Raw genomic sequence first — 14,645 nt, forward strand, 5'->3', positions numbered from 1 at the left:
CCAGCCAGCGGCCGATGTGCCGAATTCGGACGCAGCCGCGAGCGGGTTCGCGCCGCCGGTGATTCTGCGGCTTGGCCGTCTCAGGCGGTAAGCGCGATGGTGGTGCCCCACGGATCGCGCAGCCTGATGCCATCCTCGCCGCTCTCGATCCCTGATCCAACGCGGCTGGCGCGCTCGGCAGTTCGCCGCAGGCCAGCGGGGTCGCGCAGCACGAGCTCGACGGTGCCGAGGCCGGCCATCCCCTCCGACCTCGGGCCGGCGTGACGGCTGTTCCAGACGTTGCCCGCAAGCTGGTGGTGATAGCCCCCGCTGCCGTAGAAGCTGGCGCCGGGATAGCGCGCGGCGACGTCGAGGCCGAGAGCGTCGCGGTAGAAGCGGTCGGCCTCCTCCAGATCGCCGACCTGGAGGTGGACGTGACCGATCGCGCCGTCGGGCGGAAAGCCGGCCCACCGCGCCGCCCCAGCCGCCTGCATCAGGTTCTCCAGGTCGAGCGGGTCGGTCTTCATCCGGATCGCCCCAGACCTGTCGCGCCAGTGGCTCGGCGCCCGGTCTGCGTAAACCTCGATTCCGTTGCCTTCGGGATCGGCGAGATAGATTGCCTCGCTGACAAGGTGGTCCGACGCGCCTTGCAGCGGCACCCGTGCTTCGGTGACGTGGCCCAGCCAGCAGGCCAGGTCGCGGCGCGACATCAGGAACGCGGTGTGGAAGAGACCCGCCTGCCGCGAATCGCGCGGGGCGAGCATCGGGTCGCCGTCGAGGTGGAGAAGCGGCCTCTCACCCGCGCCTAGCGTCACGGACCCGTCCCCGGCCGTCAGCGGGACGAGCCCGAGGACGTCCCGGTAGAACCCGGCGACCGCATCAAGGTCGCGCACGTTCAGCCGGACGGTGCCGATGCGCATCGGCGCCTCGCTGATCTCGAACCGCTCGCTTTCCATGATCATGATCCGCGCCTCTGGCTGGCTTGCTGTCCGTAGTATGGCTGCTAGAGGTCCCGCGGGTAATCCGTGGCAACGGAATATGATTGCATCCGCTTCGGAAGCGAAATCTCGAGCGGTCTCGCCGCACGGTGTGGTGCTGCGGCTGCCTAGATCAGCTGTTCTCGAAATACGCGTGAAAGACCTTCGCGGCCTCCTCGATGGCTCGGAACGAGTCGGTGAGGTGTTGCGCCAGCGCCTCGCGCGCCCGCTGCGGGTCCTCGTCCTCGACGGCCTCGGCGATGCGACGATGCTGATCGAGGACGCGCAGTTTCCGCTCGCGATTGGACACGGCAAGATAGCGGACCCTGTCAAGCTGCGCCTTGGTCCTGTGGACCGCTGCCCAGGCCTCGGCATGTCCAGTGATCGACAGAAGGTGACGGTGAAAGAGGTCGTCGAGCGCATAGAAGCGGCCCGGTTCGCTTGCATCGACCTCGCGCTCCTGCTCGGAGAGGATGCGATGCAGCTCGTGCCGGTCGGCCAGCCGGACGCGGCGGAGATCGCACATGCCGGCACACTCGACCGCCTTCCGCAGGAACTGCGCATTGTCCAGCATCGCGGGCCGGATCCTGGCGACCGACGTGCCCGACTTGGGGCGGACGACTACGAGCTCTTCCTCGGCCAGCTTCAGGATTGCCTCGCGCACCGGAGTGCGGCTGACGCCGAACTCGGCGCAGATGTTCTTGTCCGAGAGCTGGGTCCCGGGCGGCCGGACGAGCGTGACGATCTGCTCCCGCAGCGTGCGATAGATGGCCTCGGAGATCGCCAACGGACGCTCGGGCGTTGCGACTTCCCTTGCACCTGGCCTCACGGCGGACTCCTTCACGACGCGCGGTCCTCCCTGGATTCTGGCCTCGACCGATGCGCGGGCAAAGCGCGATACGCAAGTATATCAGAAGCTATGAGCGCTTTCCAAGATGCAGCGCCTCTTCCGCGTTAAATCGCTCCCGCTAACAGCTTCAAGCCTGAAGCCTGCGCCTTCAGGGCCTGAAATTTCCTTCAAGCCCTAGGCAGTCGCCGGAATCTGGTATATCAGATGCTCTGGATAGCTATGGGGGAGGGCCGGCGATGCGCGTCGACAGCATCGAATGTATCGAGATCGTGGGCAGACTGCGGGAGCCGTGGCTGATCGCGTCCGGTCCGATCACCGAGCTCGGCGCTCTCGTCGTGCGCATCACGGACGAGCAGGGCCGCTGCGGATACGGCGAGTGCTGCTCGCGAGGCGGCATTGCCGTGCTGAGGGCGGTGGTCGAGGATCTGCTTGCGCCGATCGTGCACGGCAGGGAGACCGCCGACATTGGAGCCATCTGGCGCGACATGCTTGCCACGCTGCGCACCCGTGGCCACACCCGCGGTTTCCTGCTCGAGGCGATGAGCGGTATCGACATCGCGCTCTGGGACCTTGCCGGGCAGCAGCAGGACCGGTCGATCTCGTCGCTCCTCTTCGGTCACGGCCGGAAGCAGGTGCGCGCCTACGCGTCCTCCATACTGATCGACGCGCCCGACGCGATGGCGGCCGAGGCGGCGCGCCTGCGCGACGAGGGCTACGACGCGATCAAGATGAAGATTGCAGGCGACGTCGACGCCGATGTGGAGCGGGTCGCTTCGGTGCGCGCCGCGCTCGGGCCGGAGGTGCGGCTGATGCTCGACGCCAACAGCGGCTTCGACGCGCCGGGTGCGATCGAGTTCGCGCGGCGGACCGCCGACCAGGGCGTCTACTGGCTCGAGGAGCCGCTGCCGCTCGACGACCTGCCCGGCTACAGGCGCCTGCGCGCGGCCTCCGGCGTCAGGATCGCGCTCGGCGAGGGGGAGTTCACCGCCGGCGGGTTCCGCGAGTTCCTGCGGGACGGCCTGATCGACGTGCTGCAGCCGAACGTGACGCGGGCGGGCGGCGTCACCGGCGTGCGTCAGATCACGGGCCTCGCGACCGCCTACAACCTGGCGGTTGCGCCACACACGGGCGCATCTGGTCCGGTATGCATGGCCGCGACGCTGCAGCTTGCCGGCGCCATCGACGGCTTCCTGATGCACGAGTTCATGTATCTCGAGGACCCGTTCGAGCATGTCTTCGAGAGCGGATTGCCCGTGCCCTCGTCGGGACGCATCGAGATTCCGCGCGAGCCCGGCCTGGGTTGCACCATTGACCCATCAGTGTTGGACGATCTCACCCGATCCGACGGCCGCGCGGCCGCCTGATCTCCGACGGTGAAGCTTTACCAGAATCTGCAAGACAAGGGAGGAACCATCATGACCCATCGTACCACGCTTCTTGCCGCCGGTGCCGCCGGTGCCGCCATGGCGCTGACCTCGGTTGCCGCCGGGGCACAGGAGACGGACTACAGCTCGGTCGAAGTGCCGTCGACCATCACCATGATCGTGGCGTCGAGCCCTGGCGGCTCGAGCGATGCGCTCGTCAGGACGACCGCCCCGTACTTCGAGGCGGCGGTCGAGGAGCTCTCGGGGCAGGACGTCTCGACGGTCGTCAAGAACATGCCCGGCGCCGGCACCGAAGTCGGAGCCACTGCGCTGGCGGCCGCCGCGCCGGACGGCAGCACCATCGGTCTGATGAACCTTCCGCACTTCCCGCTGCTGCAGGCCGCGCGCGAGGTGCAGTTCGAGCCCTGGCTCGAATCCTTCGTGCCGCTGGGACTGAACGTCGTCGACCCCAACGTCTTCATCCTTGGCGAGAACTCCCGCTACGCGACCGTGCAGGAGGCGGTCGAGGCCGCGAAGCAGGATCCCGGCAGCGTCATCGTCGGAGCGCAAGGTCCGCTTTCCGATGACCAGCTGGCGCTCTACGCGCTCGAGCAGGAGACAGGCGCAAAGTTCGCCTTCATCCCCTACGCAGGTGGAAGCGACGCGAACCGCGCCCTGATGGGCGGCGAGATCGACGCGACGATCGGCAACATCTTCGACTACATCCAGCTCGAGGATACCGCGGCCGACGCCGCCGTCTTCAGCGACGAGCCCGCCGAGATGATCCCCGACGTCCCCACCTTCGAGCAGGCGATCGGTGTCGATGTCGGCAATCTCGGCTCGACGCGCGGCTTCGGCGCTCCGGCCGGCCTGCCCGAAGATCTGCTCGCCCTCTACCGGGAGGCCTTCGCGCGCACCTTCGAGAACGAGGATTACGTCGCCGAGGCGCGTGAGCGCAGCATCACCCTCGTGCGGCCGCGGAGTGCGGATAAGTTCGGCGCAATCATGGCCGAGCAGCAGGATGTGGTCGGCGGCCTCGTCGATGTCTTCCGCGAAGGCGGCTACATCGAGTGATCCATTCGCGGGCCGCGGCAGACCGCGGTCCGCATACCCTTTCCAAGGAGCATCGCGATGGGACGTGTCCTTGCGCGCCTGGAATTCGACGGATGCCTCGCGCTCGTCTTCGTCATCGGAGCCGCGGTGGCGTTCGCGCAGACCTACTCGTTCCCCGCCACCGCAGCGGCCTGGCCGCGCTGGGTCATCGGCAGCTTCGCCGCGCTGAGCGCCCTGCTCGTCGTGCTGAAGCTCGTGGCAGGCAGGAAGCCGTCATGACGCGCTCGGGCCTCGACCTCGCCGTCACGCTGGGACTGCTCGTCCTCTACGTGCTCGGCATCATCCATGTCGGCTTCTTCACGGCGAGCTTCGTCTTCATGATCTGCCAGATGGCGCTTATGGGTCAGCGCAGGCCCGTGGTCATGGTCTCGGTCTCGATTGGCCTTCTGGCCGTACTCTACGGGGTGGTCGAGGTGTTCCTGAACGTCGCGATGCCCTCCGGGCTCCTGTTCTGAGGCCACTTGATGTACAGCGACATCATCGCAGCTCTACCGATCGTCTTCAGCCCGGCGATGCTGCTCATCGTGGCGGCCGGAGCGGTGCTCGGCACACTTCTCGGCGCGACGCCCGGCGTCTCGGCGACGCTCTCGATCGCCCTCCTGGTCCCGGTGACCTTCACCATGGACCCGACCATGGCGCTCGTCTTTCTCGGCGGCGTCTATTGCGGGGCGATCTACGGCGCGTCGATCTCGGCGATTCTCATCAACGTGCCCGGTACGCCGTCGGCCGTCGCGACGATGCTCGACGGCTATCCGCTGACGAAGCAGGGCAAGGCCGGCACCGCGCTGGGGGCCGCCGTCACCGGATCGTTCATCGGCGGTCAGGTCGGCGTCATTGTCCTGCTCTTCGGCGCGCCGCTGGTCGCGGCGCTGGCCCTGCGGGTCGGCTCGCAGGAGTTCTTCTGGATCGTCATCTTCGCGATGACCAGCGTCGGCGCGCTCGGCGCGGGATCGGTGCTCAAGGGCCTAATCTCGGCGGCGCTCGGCCTTTCGCTGGGGGTGGTCGGCTCGCACCCGGTCACCGGTGCGCTGCGCTTCACCGGCGGCTCGACGGCGCTCTACGAGGGGATCCCGATTGTGGTCGCGCTGGTCGGCCTCTTCTCGATCTCGCAGGTGCTTCAGCTCGTCATCGAACCGCGCGGCGACCGAGGCGTCAAGATCACCAGCGTTGGGAGCCTCTGGCCCGGAGCCGCTGCGGCGCTGCGCTACAAGGTGACCGCGGCACGCTCGGCCATCCTTGGCACCTTCATCGGAACGTTGCCCGGGGCAGGGGCCGACATCGCCTCGTTCATCGGCTACAACGAGGCGAAGCGGGCTTCGCGGGAGCCTCAAAAGTTCGGCAAGGGGTCGGTGGAGGGTGTCTTCGCCTCCGAGACCGCCAACAACGGCGTCGTCGGCGGAAGCCTGATCCCGATGATGACGCTGGGAATCCCGGGGAATGCCGTGACCGCGGCCCTGCTCGGCGGGCTTCTCATCCACGGGCTGATCCCGGGCCCGCGCCTCTTCGAGGCGAGCTCGGACATCCTCTACCCGTTCATCCTCAGCCTCTTCCTGGCGAACCTCGCCTTCCTGATCTTCGCCTTCACGGGACTACGCTATCTGGCGCGCGTGGTGCTGACGCCGAACTCGATCCTCGCGCCGGCCATCGTGGTGCTGACGATGATGGGCGCCTTCACCTTCCGCGGGTCGACGACCGATCTCTGGATCGCGCTGGCGATGGGCGTCTTTGGCTTCATCTTGACGCTGGGCCGCTTCCCGCTGCCGCCGGTCGTCCTCGGCATCATTCTAGGGCCGCTCGCCGAGAAGAACATCGCGCGCGCGGCGCAGATCGCCTCGGCGCGCGACGTCCCGCTCCTCAGCTACTTCCTGTCGAGCCCGATCTCGGTGGTCTTCATCATCCTGACGATCCTCTCGATCGTCATCACCGTCCGGCGCGAGATCGCCTGGCGACGCAGCGGAACCGGCGGCTACGACGGCTTCGACAACGCCGGCTGATCGCGGCTCACAGATAGATAGAAAGGAACGGAAATGCCCGAGATCGAGAGCGTCGAGGTATGCGTCGCCAGCGTCCCGCTCAGCGAGCCGGTGGTCTTTTCGACCCGCACGGTCACCCGGCGCGAGTACTGCCTGGTCCGCATCCGCTCAACCGACGGCGACCACGGGATCGGGTTCAGCTACGCGGTGAACGGCGCCGGCCGACTGCTCGCCCACGCGATCGAGGATGTCTTCGCGCCACGATTGATCGGGGACGATTCGCATCGCACCGAGGGCATCTGGCGCGACCTCTACCAGGAGTCGCTCCTCCTCGGGCGTGCGGGCGCCACGATGCGCGCGCTGAGTGCCGTGGACCAGGCGTTGTGGGATCTCAACGCCCGCTCCGTCGGCCTGCCGCTCTACAAGTACCTGGGGGCGTCGCGGATGGGGCGCGTCCCGGCCTACGGCAGCGGCGGCTACTACATCGCCGGCAAGAGCAACGACGACCTCGCCCGCGAGATGCAGGGCTTCGTCGAGGCGGGGCACGATGCGGTCAAGATGAAGGTAGGCGCACGTTCTCCCGCCGAGGAGGAGGCGCGCGTCCGGGCCGTGCGCGAGGCGATCGGGCCCGACATCCACCTGATGCTCGACGCCAACAACGCCTGGCGCGACCTGCCGGAGGCGCTGCGGACCATCACCCGGCTCGAGCAGTTCGATCCCTACTGGATCGAGGAGCCCTTCAGCCCGGACGACATCGACAACCATGTCCGCCTCGCCGCCGCGACCCGGATCCCGGTCGCGACCGGCGAGATTGAGGCGGGGCGCTGGCGGTTCAAGGACCTCGCCGCTCGCGGCGCGGCCACGATCCTGCAGACGGACGCGATCGTCTGCGGCGGGATCACCGAGTTCCGCCGCATCGCCGCCACCGCCGCCAGCCATGGGCTGACAATGGCGCCGCACGCGTGGCACGACGTCCATGCACATCTCGTCGCGGCATGCGAGAACGCGAGCTACGTCGAGTTCATGCCAGACGATTCCATCGTCAACTTCCGCAACATAATCGACCACCAGCTCGAGCTCGAAAACGGCGATCTCGTCCTGTCCGACCGGCCCGGCTTCGGCTTCGATTTCGACGAGGACAAGCTCGCCCGGTTCGGCTGGTCCGAGGGCAATGCCGGGCCGTGGAAGCGGCTCGCGTAGCCGGCGTGCCGAGGCAGCGCGAGACGGACGGCGCGGCCGTCCTGCTCCTCGTCCCGGTGGCGGACGACCTGCGGGAGCGGCTTGCGGCGGAGTGGCCCCTCGTCGAGAGCCACGCGCCGGGGACGGAGCGCGATGCGCTTCTCGGGCGCGAGGGGGCGAGGATCGGCGCCATCGTCGGCTACACCCAAGTCGACGCCCTGCTGCTCGCCGCCTGCCCGAACGCGCGCCTCGTCGCGACGTTCGCTGCGGGTTACGAGAACGTCGACTTGGACGCTGCGCGGAGGTTGGGCGTGGCCGTGGTTCACGCACCCGGCGTCAGCGCCGGTGAGGTCGCGGACACCACCGTGATGCTGCTCCTCGCCGCGCTGAAGCGGCTGCCCGCCCTCGACCGGCTCGTCCGGTCCGGCGCATGGCCACGGCTGGGGCAGCCTCCCCCCGTCAGCGGGCTGTCGGGCCTGCCCGTCGGCGTCGCCGGCACCGGTCCCGTCGGACGCGCGATCCTGTCGCGCCTCACCGCCTTCGGGATCGAGCCCCACTGCCATGCCCGACATGCGCCGGCCGGCCTCGACGCCCGCTACCACGCAAGCCTCCTGTCACTCGCAGGCGCGTGCGACGCGCTCATCATCGCGCTGCCCGGCGGCCCGGAGACGCGGAACGCCGTCGACGCCGAGGTGCTCGGCGCGCTGGGGCCCGCCGGCATCGTCGTCAATGTCGGGCGCGGCTCCGTTGTCGACGAAGAGGCGCTCTGCACCGCGCTCGAGACCGGCGCGCTCGGCTTCGCCGCCCTCGATGTCTTCGCCACCGAACCCCACGTCCCGGCGCGGCTCCGCGCGCTCGAGAACGTCATCCTGACGCCACACTATGCTGGCGCAAGCCTGCAGGCCCGCGCGGCCAAGGGCGCGCACCTGATCGAGACGCTGCGGGCGCACTTCGCCGGACGGCGGCCTTCCGACCGGGTCTGCTGAGGCGACGCCGACACCCGCGGACCAAGGAGTCGCCTGCGCGATCGGCTCCCGCCATATCAGGCGTGGTGCAGCACGAAGGGGCGCCCGTCGACTTGGTGCGCTGCGACCGGCGCGTCGAACACGGCGGCGATGCGCTCGGGCGTGATGGCTTCGTCCGTCGGCGCTCCAGGCGACGCGGCCGTCCTTCATCGCGACGATCCGATCGGCGTGGGCGGCCGCGTAGCTGATCTCGTGCAGCACCACGACGACCGTCCGGTCCTCGCGGCCGGCCATGTCGCGCAGGCGGCACATCAGCGCTCGGGCGTGGGTCACGTCCAGGTCGTTGAGTGGCTCGTCGAGCAGCAGGTACCTGCGCAAAGGTGCGGTTAGCGGCCGAAGCCCAGGAGCTCGCGCACCCTGAGGCGCGTCACCACCGCGGTGTCCTGGCGCAGGATCGCCGGCGCGTCGGCGTCCGCGTCGCGTCGAGCCCGCCGAAGCGGAGCGCGCCCGCCTGTAGCCGCTCGAGCCGCGCCATCAGCGCCAGCAGCGTCGACTTGCCCGCGCCGTTCGGGCCGATCAGCGCGGTCACCCCGCCCTAGAGATCGTCAGGCTGATGTCGGAGAGGATGTGCTCCCCGCCGACGAGGGATTTGCCGCGATCAGCGCCGACGCTGGCAGCAGGACTCGGATGGCGGTGGGTCCGCATCAGCCGGTGCGCGAGCGCGGTGACAAGGAGGCCGAAGAACATGGCGGGCCCGACGAGCGCGTTCGAGACGGAGGCCAGCGCGGCGACGAGGACCAGCACCAGCAGGGTTGAGCGGCGATGGGCGACCCCGAGGCTGACGGCGTGGTCGCGCCCGAGCGCCAGGATATCGAGCCGGTGGCGCAGACGCCACCTCGCCCAGAGGATGATGGCGCAGACGAGGGCGGAGACGGCGACGAGCTCCGTGCCGCGATAGCCCAGCACAAGGCCCCAGCTGCCGCGCACGCCAAGTGTAATCTAGAGGACCGGCACAACGACGAGCAGGAAGGCGAGCAGCGCCAGCCGGACTCGACCGTCAACCTTCGCGGAAACGGAGCGTCGCCCGCCTCGCGCGCGGCCGATAGAGCTCGCCGACGACCGGAGCTGCGCCTCGATGCGCGCCCGCGCGGAGCTGCGGCCGCGTCCCGGCTCTCCCGCGCACGCGCCGGCCCCGCCCAGAGAAGCCGCCACGCGTCCGGCGAGCGGCTCGAGCTGGTTGGAGGAGCGCGAACGCTCACCGCCATGCGTCCTAGGTGGGAGCTTGAACCGACCGAGAAAAAAATATCAGACTGACTTTGTCGGATTTGCTTGCGCCGGGCGCACACTCCTTTAGGTGACGAAAACACTAAGGCGTTCAAATCAGGGAGACATGCATGAACGTTTCGAGAGCGATGATGACGACGGCCGCGACCGCGGCCATCGCGGTGGCATCCGCTTGGCCGGCGATCGCGCAGGAAGGCGAGCTCAATCTCTATTCCTCGCGCCACTACGACACGGACGAGCAGCTCTACTCGGACTTCACCGAGCAGACCGGCATCACCATCAACCGGATCGAGGGTGACGCCGACGAGCTGATGGCGCGGATGGAGGCCGAGGGCGCGAACTCGCCCGCAGACGTCTTCATCACGGTCGATACCTCGCGCCTGCACCGCGCCTCGGAGGCAGGCCTCCTGCAGAGCGTCGAGTCGGAGGTGCTCGAGGAGCGCATCCCGGCGCAGTACCAGGGCGAAGACAACGAGTGGTTCGGTTTCTCGCTCCGCAGCCGGATCATCTTCTACGACAAGAACGACGTCGAGAACCCGCCGCAGACCTACGCCGCTCTGGCGGACGACGCCTACGAGGGCATGATCTGCATCCGCTCCTCGACAAACACCTACAACCAGACGCTGCTCGCCTCGATCATCGAGAACCAGGGCGAGGAGGCCGCGCGCGAATGGGCGCAGGGCGTCGTAGAGAACATGGCGCGCGACCCGCAGGGCGGCGACACCGACCAGCTTCGCGGCATCGTCTCGGGCGAGTGCGACATCGCGGTCTCCAACACCTACTACTTCGCCCGCGCGATCGCGGAGCAGGTCGACGGCGTGAGCGATGGCATCGACCAGATCGGCTGGGTGTTCCCCAACCAGGACACGACCGGCGCGCACATGAACCTCTCCGGCGGCGGCGTCGCCGTGAACGCGCCGAACCGTGAGAACGCGGTGGCGTTCCTCGAGTACCTCGCCTCGGACAGCGCGCAGCAGTACTTCGCGGCGGGCAACAACGAGTACCCCGCAGTGGCCGATGTCGAGACGACCGAGGCGGTGGACCAGCTGGGCGAGTTCACGGCCGACGACGTCGATCTCGCGGCGGTGGCCGAGCACCTCGCGACCGCGCAGCAGATCTTCAACGAGGTCGGCTGGGAGTAATCTCGCCTGACGAAGCCGGGGCGCGGATCAGGACCGCGCCCCGCCGAACCCGCTGCCCCGCGCCATGCGCCGGCAGAGAAGGATGACCGGCACCAGCCCCACCGCGGCGATCACGAGGCTTGGCACCGCCGCCCCGTTCAGCCGCTCGTCGGCCGCGAGGCGATGCGCCTGCACCGCCAGCGTGTCGAAGTTGAACGGCCGCATGATCAGCGTCGCCGGCAGTTCCTTGGTCACATCGACGAAGACGATGAGCGCGGCGGTCCAGAGGCTGGGGCTCAGGATCGGCACGTGCACCCTCCGGACCATGCCCCAGGCGTTGGCGCCGAGCACCCGTGCCGCCGAGTCGATGCTCGGGCTGATGCCGGCCGCCCCGCTCTCGTATCCGCCGATCGCGGCGGCGAGAAAGCGGATCATGTAGGCCGCCACCAGCGCCGCGATCGACCCGGTGAGCAGGAGGCCGGTCGATACCCCGAAGCTTTCGCGCATCCAGGCGTCGAGGGCGTTGTCGAATCCCGCCAGCGGCACCAGCAGCCCCACCGCGATGACGCCGCCCGGCACCGCGTAGCCGAGGCGCGCGACGTAGAGCGAGGCACCCGAGACGCGGCCGGGACGCAGCCGCTGGTACGTCCCGAGCACGATCGCCGCGCCGACCGTCACGGCCGAGGCCACGAACGCGAGGGTCAGGGTGTTCTGCACGAAGCGCAGGTACCGCGCGCTGAGGATGTCCTGTTGCGAGTCGACGGCCATCGCCGCCAAGGCGATCACCGGCAGCACGACGCCAAAGATGACCGGCACCGCGCAGAACGACGTCGCCGCCCAGCCCCGCGCGCCGCGCAGCCCGAGCCGCGGCATCGGCTGCGAGCGCTGCCCGGCAAAGAAGCGCGCCCGGCTGCGGCTGACGCGCTCGAGCATGGCGAGCATCAGCGCGAAGGCGAGGAGCCCCAGCGAGAGCTGCGCCGCCGCCGCCCGGTCGGCCATCGCGAACCAGCTCGTGTAGATGCCGGTCGCGAAGGTCTGCACTCCGAAATGAGCCACCGCGCCGAAATCGGCGATCGTCTCCATCGCGACCAGCAGCACGCCCGCCGCGATCGCCGGCCGCGCCATCGGCAGCGAAACGCCGAGGAACGCCCTCAGCGGCGAGTGTCCAAGCGCCCGCGCGGCGAAGAACGGCACCGAGCTCTGCGTCATGAACACCGCGCGCGCGATCAGGTAGACGTAAGGATAGAGCACCAGCGTCAGCATCGCCGCCGCGCCGCCGAGCGAGCGGATCTCGGGGAACCAGTAGTCTCGCGGTCCCCATCCCATCACGTTTCGCAGCGTGCTCTGCACGATCCCGGGATGGTCGAGGATGTCGGTATAGGCATAGGCCAGCACGTAGGCCGGGAACGCGAACGGGATCACCAGCGCCACCTCCAGCGCCCGGCGGCCCGGGAACTCGGTCATCACGACCAGCCACGCCGCCGTCACGCCGATCAGGATGGTGCCCGCGCCGGTCGCCGCCACCAGGATCAGCGTCGTCCGGGTGTAACGCCAGAGCACCGTGTCCGCGAGGTGGCGGAGCGTGTCGAGCGAACTCGACAGCGCGGCGGCGATCACCGCGATGCCGGGCAGCGCGCAGATGCACGCGATCGCGATGGCCAAGACGGCAATCCAGTCGAACGCGCTCCGCCCCCGCGGCGCGGGAACGCCGAGCGGCTTGAACTGCGTCTGCCGTGCGTCGCTCTCGATCGTCATCGCATCCTTCCGCTGCCCTCCGGCCCGGTGCCCCACTCGCTCCCTCGCCCGGACGCCGGGTCGTATACCCAAGCGCGCCGCCTGTCGCGACTCCCGATGTGCCTGACCGGCACCTTTCTCACGGGCCGCCTCAAGCCTCCCGCCGCAGCCCCGCCGCCTACTGCGGCATTCGTGATCGCGGCGCAGGAACCCGCCCGGCAGAGTCGTGTTTGCCGGTCATGTCACCGATCGACGCCTTGCGCGACTCCGCTTCCCGGCTGGTCTACTACCCCGACGACCGACCCGGCATCACTCGCCGGCGCTGCGGCCGGGGCTTCTCCTATGTGGCGCCCGACGGCACCCGCATTGACGACGTGAAGGAGCGCCGGCGCCTCGAGTCGATGGCGGTGCCGCCCGCCTACCGCGACGTCTGGATGTCGCCGCGCCGCAACGGACATCTCCAGGCGACGGGCTTCGACGCGCGGGAGCGCAAGCAATACCGCTACCACCCCGAATGGACCGAGTGGCGCGCACGGCGCAAGTTCGACAACCTCGCCGACTTCGGCCGGGCGCTGCCCCGCCTGCGCCGGCACATCAACGAGGACCTGTCGGGCGAGGCCGGCGAAAAGACCTTCGCCATCGCCGCGGTCGTGGCGCTGCTCGACCGCGCGGCGCTCCGGATCGGCCACCCGGAGAACGTCGTGGAGAACGGCACCTACGGCGCGACGACGCTGACTTCGCGCCACGTCGCGCTGGGCGAGGGCGAGATCCGCCTGAACTACCCCGCCAAGGGCGGGCGCAAGGTGAACCGGACGCTGCGAGACAAGCGGCTCAACAAGGTCTTCCACGCGCTCGACGACCTGCCGGGCAAGGCGCTGATGAGCTGGATCGACCGGCGCGGCGAGAGCCACGCCGTCAGCTCCGAGGACGTCAACGACTACATCGCCCGCATCGTCGGCGAGGAGGAGGCGACGGCCAAGACCTTCCGCACCTGGGCCGGGACGGTCTGCGCCTTCGAGGTGGCGGTGCGCTCCGACAAGGCCTCGATCAAGGCGATGTCGCAGGCCGCGGCGGAGCGGCTGGCCAACACGCCGACCATCGCGCGCAACAGCTACATCCACCCCCAGGTGATCGCGCTCTCCGACGTCGACCCCGAGACCCGCCGGGAACTGGGCGAGCGCCCCAGTCCCGTCAGCGGGTTGCGCAAGGCCGAGGGGGCGCTGCTGGCGTTCCTCGGCGGCTGAGGGGCGGCCGGAACCCGAGCAGGCGGGGCACGTTGCGCCAGTGAGCCACCAAGGCGTCGGAGGCGATCTCATGCGACGCGCGATGATCTTCCTGGTGCTGGCCTTCGCGGTGGCACCACTGGCATTCGGCGGCCTCGCGCCCGCCTTTGCGCCCATCGCGCTTCTGGGGTTCTTCCTCTTCATCGTGGTGTTTGTCGTGCTGATGGTGGTCGGGATCGTGCGCGGCAGGTGGTGACGCAGCGTCATGCATCCCGGCGGGAACCGATCCCGCCTGCCGCCGTTGTGCTGCCGAGCGAATTCGGGGGACAGATGACCGACAGTTTGAAGGTCGTGCCGAGCGAGGACGAGGTTCGCACCGGCGTAACGGCAACGGCCGGCATCGCGACCGGCCTCGCGAACGTTCTGGCAGACACCTACCGCCTGCTCTTCAAGACGCACGGCTACCACTGGAATGTGGAGGGTCCGCTCTTCTACTCGATCCACAAGCTGACCGAGGAGCAGTACGAGGACATGTTCGCCGCGGCCGACGAGCTGGCCGAGCGGATCCGCGCTCTCGGGCACCTCGCGCCGATCCGCATGGCCGAGATCGTGGAGCGCTCGGTCATCGAGGACCCGACCGAGATGCCGAGCGCCGGGCGGATGGTCGAGGACCTCGCTCGCGACCACGAGCGGGTGGCGCATCGCCTCCACGCGCTGATCAAGCTGTCCGAGGACGAGCGTGACGACGTCACCGCCGACCTCGCCGTTGAGAGATCGGCCTTCCACGAGAAGGCCGCATGGATGCTGCGAGCGATCGCAGCGCAGTAGCGAGTAACGAGTGTCTGTGTGCCGGGTTGGGGCCTCGCCGCGTGGCGGGGCCTCA

General features: G+C 69.0%; 17 protein-coding genes. 12 read left to right on the forward strand and 5 right to left on the reverse strand.

Annotation, left to right across the window (positions count from 1 at the left end):
• Positions 1-80 precede the first annotated feature (80 nt).
• Both JM664_RS03035 and JM664_RS03040 read right to left on the reverse strand, forming a co-directional pair.
• Entirely contained in the window at positions 81-941 is an 861-nt protein-coding gene (locus JM664_RS03035) for a VOC family protein (protein WP_227418432.1), read from the reverse strand.
• A 148-nt stretch (positions 942-1,089) separates the two neighbouring features.
• A complete protein-coding gene (locus tag JM664_RS03040; RefSeq protein WP_227418433.1) occupies positions 1,090-1,785 on the reverse strand; it encodes a GntR family transcriptional regulator in 696 nt (231 codons plus the stop codon).
• Positions 1,786-2,042: 257 nt separating this feature from the next.
• On the opposite strand from JM664_RS03040, the gene JM664_RS03045 reads away from it, so the two are divergent.
• From JM664_RS03045 to JM664_RS18950, 8 genes are all read left to right on the forward strand, one after another.
• A complete protein-coding gene (locus JM664_RS03045) occupies positions 2,043-3,170 on the forward strand; it encodes a mandelate racemase/muconate lactonizing enzyme family protein (protein WP_227418434.1) in 1,128 nt (375 codons plus the stop codon).
• Positions 3,171-3,221: 51 nt separating this feature from the next.
• Entirely contained in the window at positions 3,222-4,244 is a 1,023-nt protein-coding gene (locus tag JM664_RS03050) for a tripartite tricarboxylate transporter substrate binding protein (protein WP_227418435.1), read from the forward strand.
• A 57-nt stretch (positions 4,245-4,301) separates the two neighbouring features.
• Complete coding sequence (locus JM664_RS03055) at positions 4,302-4,502, forward strand: hypothetical protein (protein ID WP_227418495.1); 201 nt, start codon at positions 4,302-4,304, stop codon at positions 4,500-4,502.
• Positions 4,499-4,738: a tripartite tricarboxylate transporter TctB family protein gene (locus tag JM664_RS03060; RefSeq protein ID WP_264465481.1), complete on the forward strand. Its 240-nt coding sequence runs from the start codon at positions 4,499-4,501 to the stop codon at positions 4,736-4,738. The genes JM664_RS03055 and JM664_RS03060 overlap by 4 nt, the downstream gene beginning before the upstream one ends.
• Before the next feature lie 9 nt (positions 4,739-4,747).
• Positions 4,748-6,277, forward strand: a complete 1,530-nt coding sequence (locus tag JM664_RS03065) for a tripartite tricarboxylate transporter permease (protein WP_227418492.1) — start codon at positions 4,748-4,750, stop codon at positions 6,275-6,277.
• A 33-nt stretch (positions 6,278-6,310) separates the two neighbouring features.
• Positions 6,311-7,456 (forward strand): mandelate racemase/muconate lactonizing enzyme family protein, encoded by a 1,146-nt coding sequence (locus tag JM664_RS03070; protein WP_227418436.1) that lies wholly within the window; start codon positions 6,311-6,313, stop codon positions 7,454-7,456.
• A gap of 5 nt (positions 7,457-7,461) precedes the next feature.
• Positions 7,462-8,421 (forward strand): NAD(P)-dependent oxidoreductase, encoded by a 960-nt coding sequence (locus JM664_RS03075; protein ID WP_227418437.1) that lies wholly within the window; start codon positions 7,462-7,464, stop codon positions 8,419-8,421.
• Between the two features lie 144 nt (positions 8,422-8,565).
• Positions 8,566-8,790 carry a hypothetical protein gene (locus JM664_RS18950; RefSeq protein ID WP_406675761.1) on the forward strand — a complete coding sequence of 75 codons (225 nt, stop codon included), beginning with the start codon at positions 8,566-8,568 and terminating at the stop codon, positions 8,788-8,790.
• A gap of 37 nt (positions 8,791-8,827) precedes the next feature.
• Here JM664_RS18950 and JM664_RS18955 read toward each other — a convergent pair whose 3' ends face one another.
• Complete coding sequence (locus JM664_RS18955; RefSeq protein ID WP_406675762.1) at positions 8,828-8,989, reverse strand: ATP-binding cassette domain-containing protein; 162 nt, start codon at positions 8,987-8,989, stop codon at positions 8,828-8,830.
• Positions 8,986-9,387, reverse strand: a complete 402-nt coding sequence (locus JM664_RS03085) for an iron chelate uptake ABC transporter family permease subunit (RefSeq protein WP_406675763.1) — start codon at positions 9,385-9,387, stop codon at positions 8,986-8,988. The genes JM664_RS18955 and JM664_RS03085 overlap by 4 nt, the downstream gene beginning before the upstream one ends.
• Before the next feature lie 425 nt (positions 9,388-9,812).
• Here JM664_RS03085 and JM664_RS03090 point away from each other — a divergent pair, with 425 nt between their 5' ends.
• Positions 9,813-10,826 carry an extracellular solute-binding protein gene (locus JM664_RS03090; RefSeq protein WP_406675765.1) on the forward strand — a complete coding sequence of 338 codons (1,014 nt, stop codon included), beginning with the start codon at positions 9,813-9,815 and terminating at the stop codon, positions 10,824-10,826.
• A 27-nt stretch (positions 10,827-10,853) separates the two neighbouring features.
• On the opposite strand, the gene JM664_RS03095 is transcribed toward JM664_RS03090, so the two are convergent.
• The gene (locus tag JM664_RS03095) at positions 10,854-12,560 is read right to left on the reverse strand and encodes an ABC transporter permease (RefSeq protein WP_227418438.1); all 1,707 of its coding nucleotides are present in this window, start codon (positions 12,558-12,560) and stop codon (positions 10,854-10,856) included.
• Between the two features lie 218 nt (positions 12,561-12,778).
• Here JM664_RS03095 and JM664_RS03100 point away from each other — a divergent pair, with 218 nt between their 5' ends.
• The 3 genes from JM664_RS03100 to JM664_RS03110 all read left to right on the forward strand — a co-directional run bounded on the left by JM664_RS03100 (position 12,779) and on the right by JM664_RS03110 (position 14,590).
• Complete coding sequence (locus tag JM664_RS03100) at positions 12,779-13,783, forward strand: DNA topoisomerase IB (RefSeq protein WP_227418439.1); 1,005 nt, start codon at positions 12,779-12,781, stop codon at positions 13,781-13,783.
• Positions 13,784-13,853: 70 nt separating this feature from the next.
• Positions 13,854-14,018, forward strand: a complete 165-nt coding sequence (locus JM664_RS03105) for a DUF1328 domain-containing protein (RefSeq protein ID WP_227418440.1) — start codon at positions 13,854-13,856, stop codon at positions 14,016-14,018.
• Between the two features lie 74 nt (positions 14,019-14,092).
• Positions 14,093-14,590 carry a Dps family protein gene (locus tag JM664_RS03110; protein WP_227418441.1) on the forward strand — a complete coding sequence of 166 codons (498 nt, stop codon included), beginning with the start codon at positions 14,093-14,095 and terminating at the stop codon, positions 14,588-14,590.
• The last annotated feature ends 55 nt before the right edge of the window (positions 14,591-14,645 follow it).

The organism is Roseitranquillus sediminis (genome assembly GCF_016918935.1).
Taxonomy (GTDB): Bacteria; Pseudomonadota; Alphaproteobacteria; order Rhodobacterales; family Rhodobacteraceae; genus Roseitranquillus; species Roseitranquillus sediminis.

Bases quoted from the DNA above. Each gene is read 5' to 3' on its own strand.
- JM664_RS03035 (WP_227418432.1), bottom strand. From the start codon at position 941: ATGATCATGGAAAGCGAGCGGTTCGAGATCAGCGAGGCGCCGATGCGC.
- JM664_RS03045 (WP_227418434.1), top strand. From the start codon at position 2,043: ATGCGCGTCGACAGCATCGAATGTATCGAGATCGTGGGCAGACTGCGG.
- JM664_RS03050 (WP_227418435.1), top strand. From the start codon at position 3,222: ATGACCCATCGTACCACGCTTCTTGCCGCCGGTGCCGCCGGTGCCGCC.
- JM664_RS03055 (WP_227418495.1), top strand. From the start codon at position 4,302: ATGGGACGTGTCCTTGCGCGCCTGGAATTCGACGGATGCCTCGCGCTC.
- JM664_RS03060 (WP_264465481.1), top strand. From the start codon at position 4,499: ATGACGCGCTCGGGCCTCGACCTCGCCGTCACGCTGGGACTGCTCGTC.
- JM664_RS03065 (WP_227418492.1), top strand. From the start codon at position 4,748: ATGTACAGCGACATCATCGCAGCTCTACCGATCGTCTTCAGCCCGGCG.
- JM664_RS03070 (WP_227418436.1), top strand. From the start codon at position 6,311: ATGCCCGAGATCGAGAGCGTCGAGGTATGCGTCGCCAGCGTCCCGCTC.
- JM664_RS18950 (WP_406675761.1), top strand. From the start codon at position 8,566: ATGGCTTCGTCCGTCGGCGCTCCAGGCGACGCGGCCGTCCTTCATCGC.
- JM664_RS03090 (WP_406675765.1), top strand. From the start codon at position 9,813: ATGATGACGACGGCCGCGACCGCGGCCATCGCGGTGGCATCCGCTTGG.
- JM664_RS03095 (WP_227418438.1), bottom strand. From the start codon at position 12,560: ATGACGATCGAGAGCGACGCACGGCAGACGCAGTTCAAGCCGCTCGGC.
- JM664_RS03100 (WP_227418439.1), top strand. From the start codon at position 12,779: ATGTCACCGATCGACGCCTTGCGCGACTCCGCTTCCCGGCTGGTCTAC.
- JM664_RS03105 (WP_227418440.1), top strand. From the start codon at position 13,854: ATGCGACGCGCGATGATCTTCCTGGTGCTGGCCTTCGCGGTGGCACCA.
- JM664_RS03110 (WP_227418441.1), top strand. From the start codon at position 14,093: ATGACCGACAGTTTGAAGGTCGTGCCGAGCGAGGACGAGGTTCGCACC.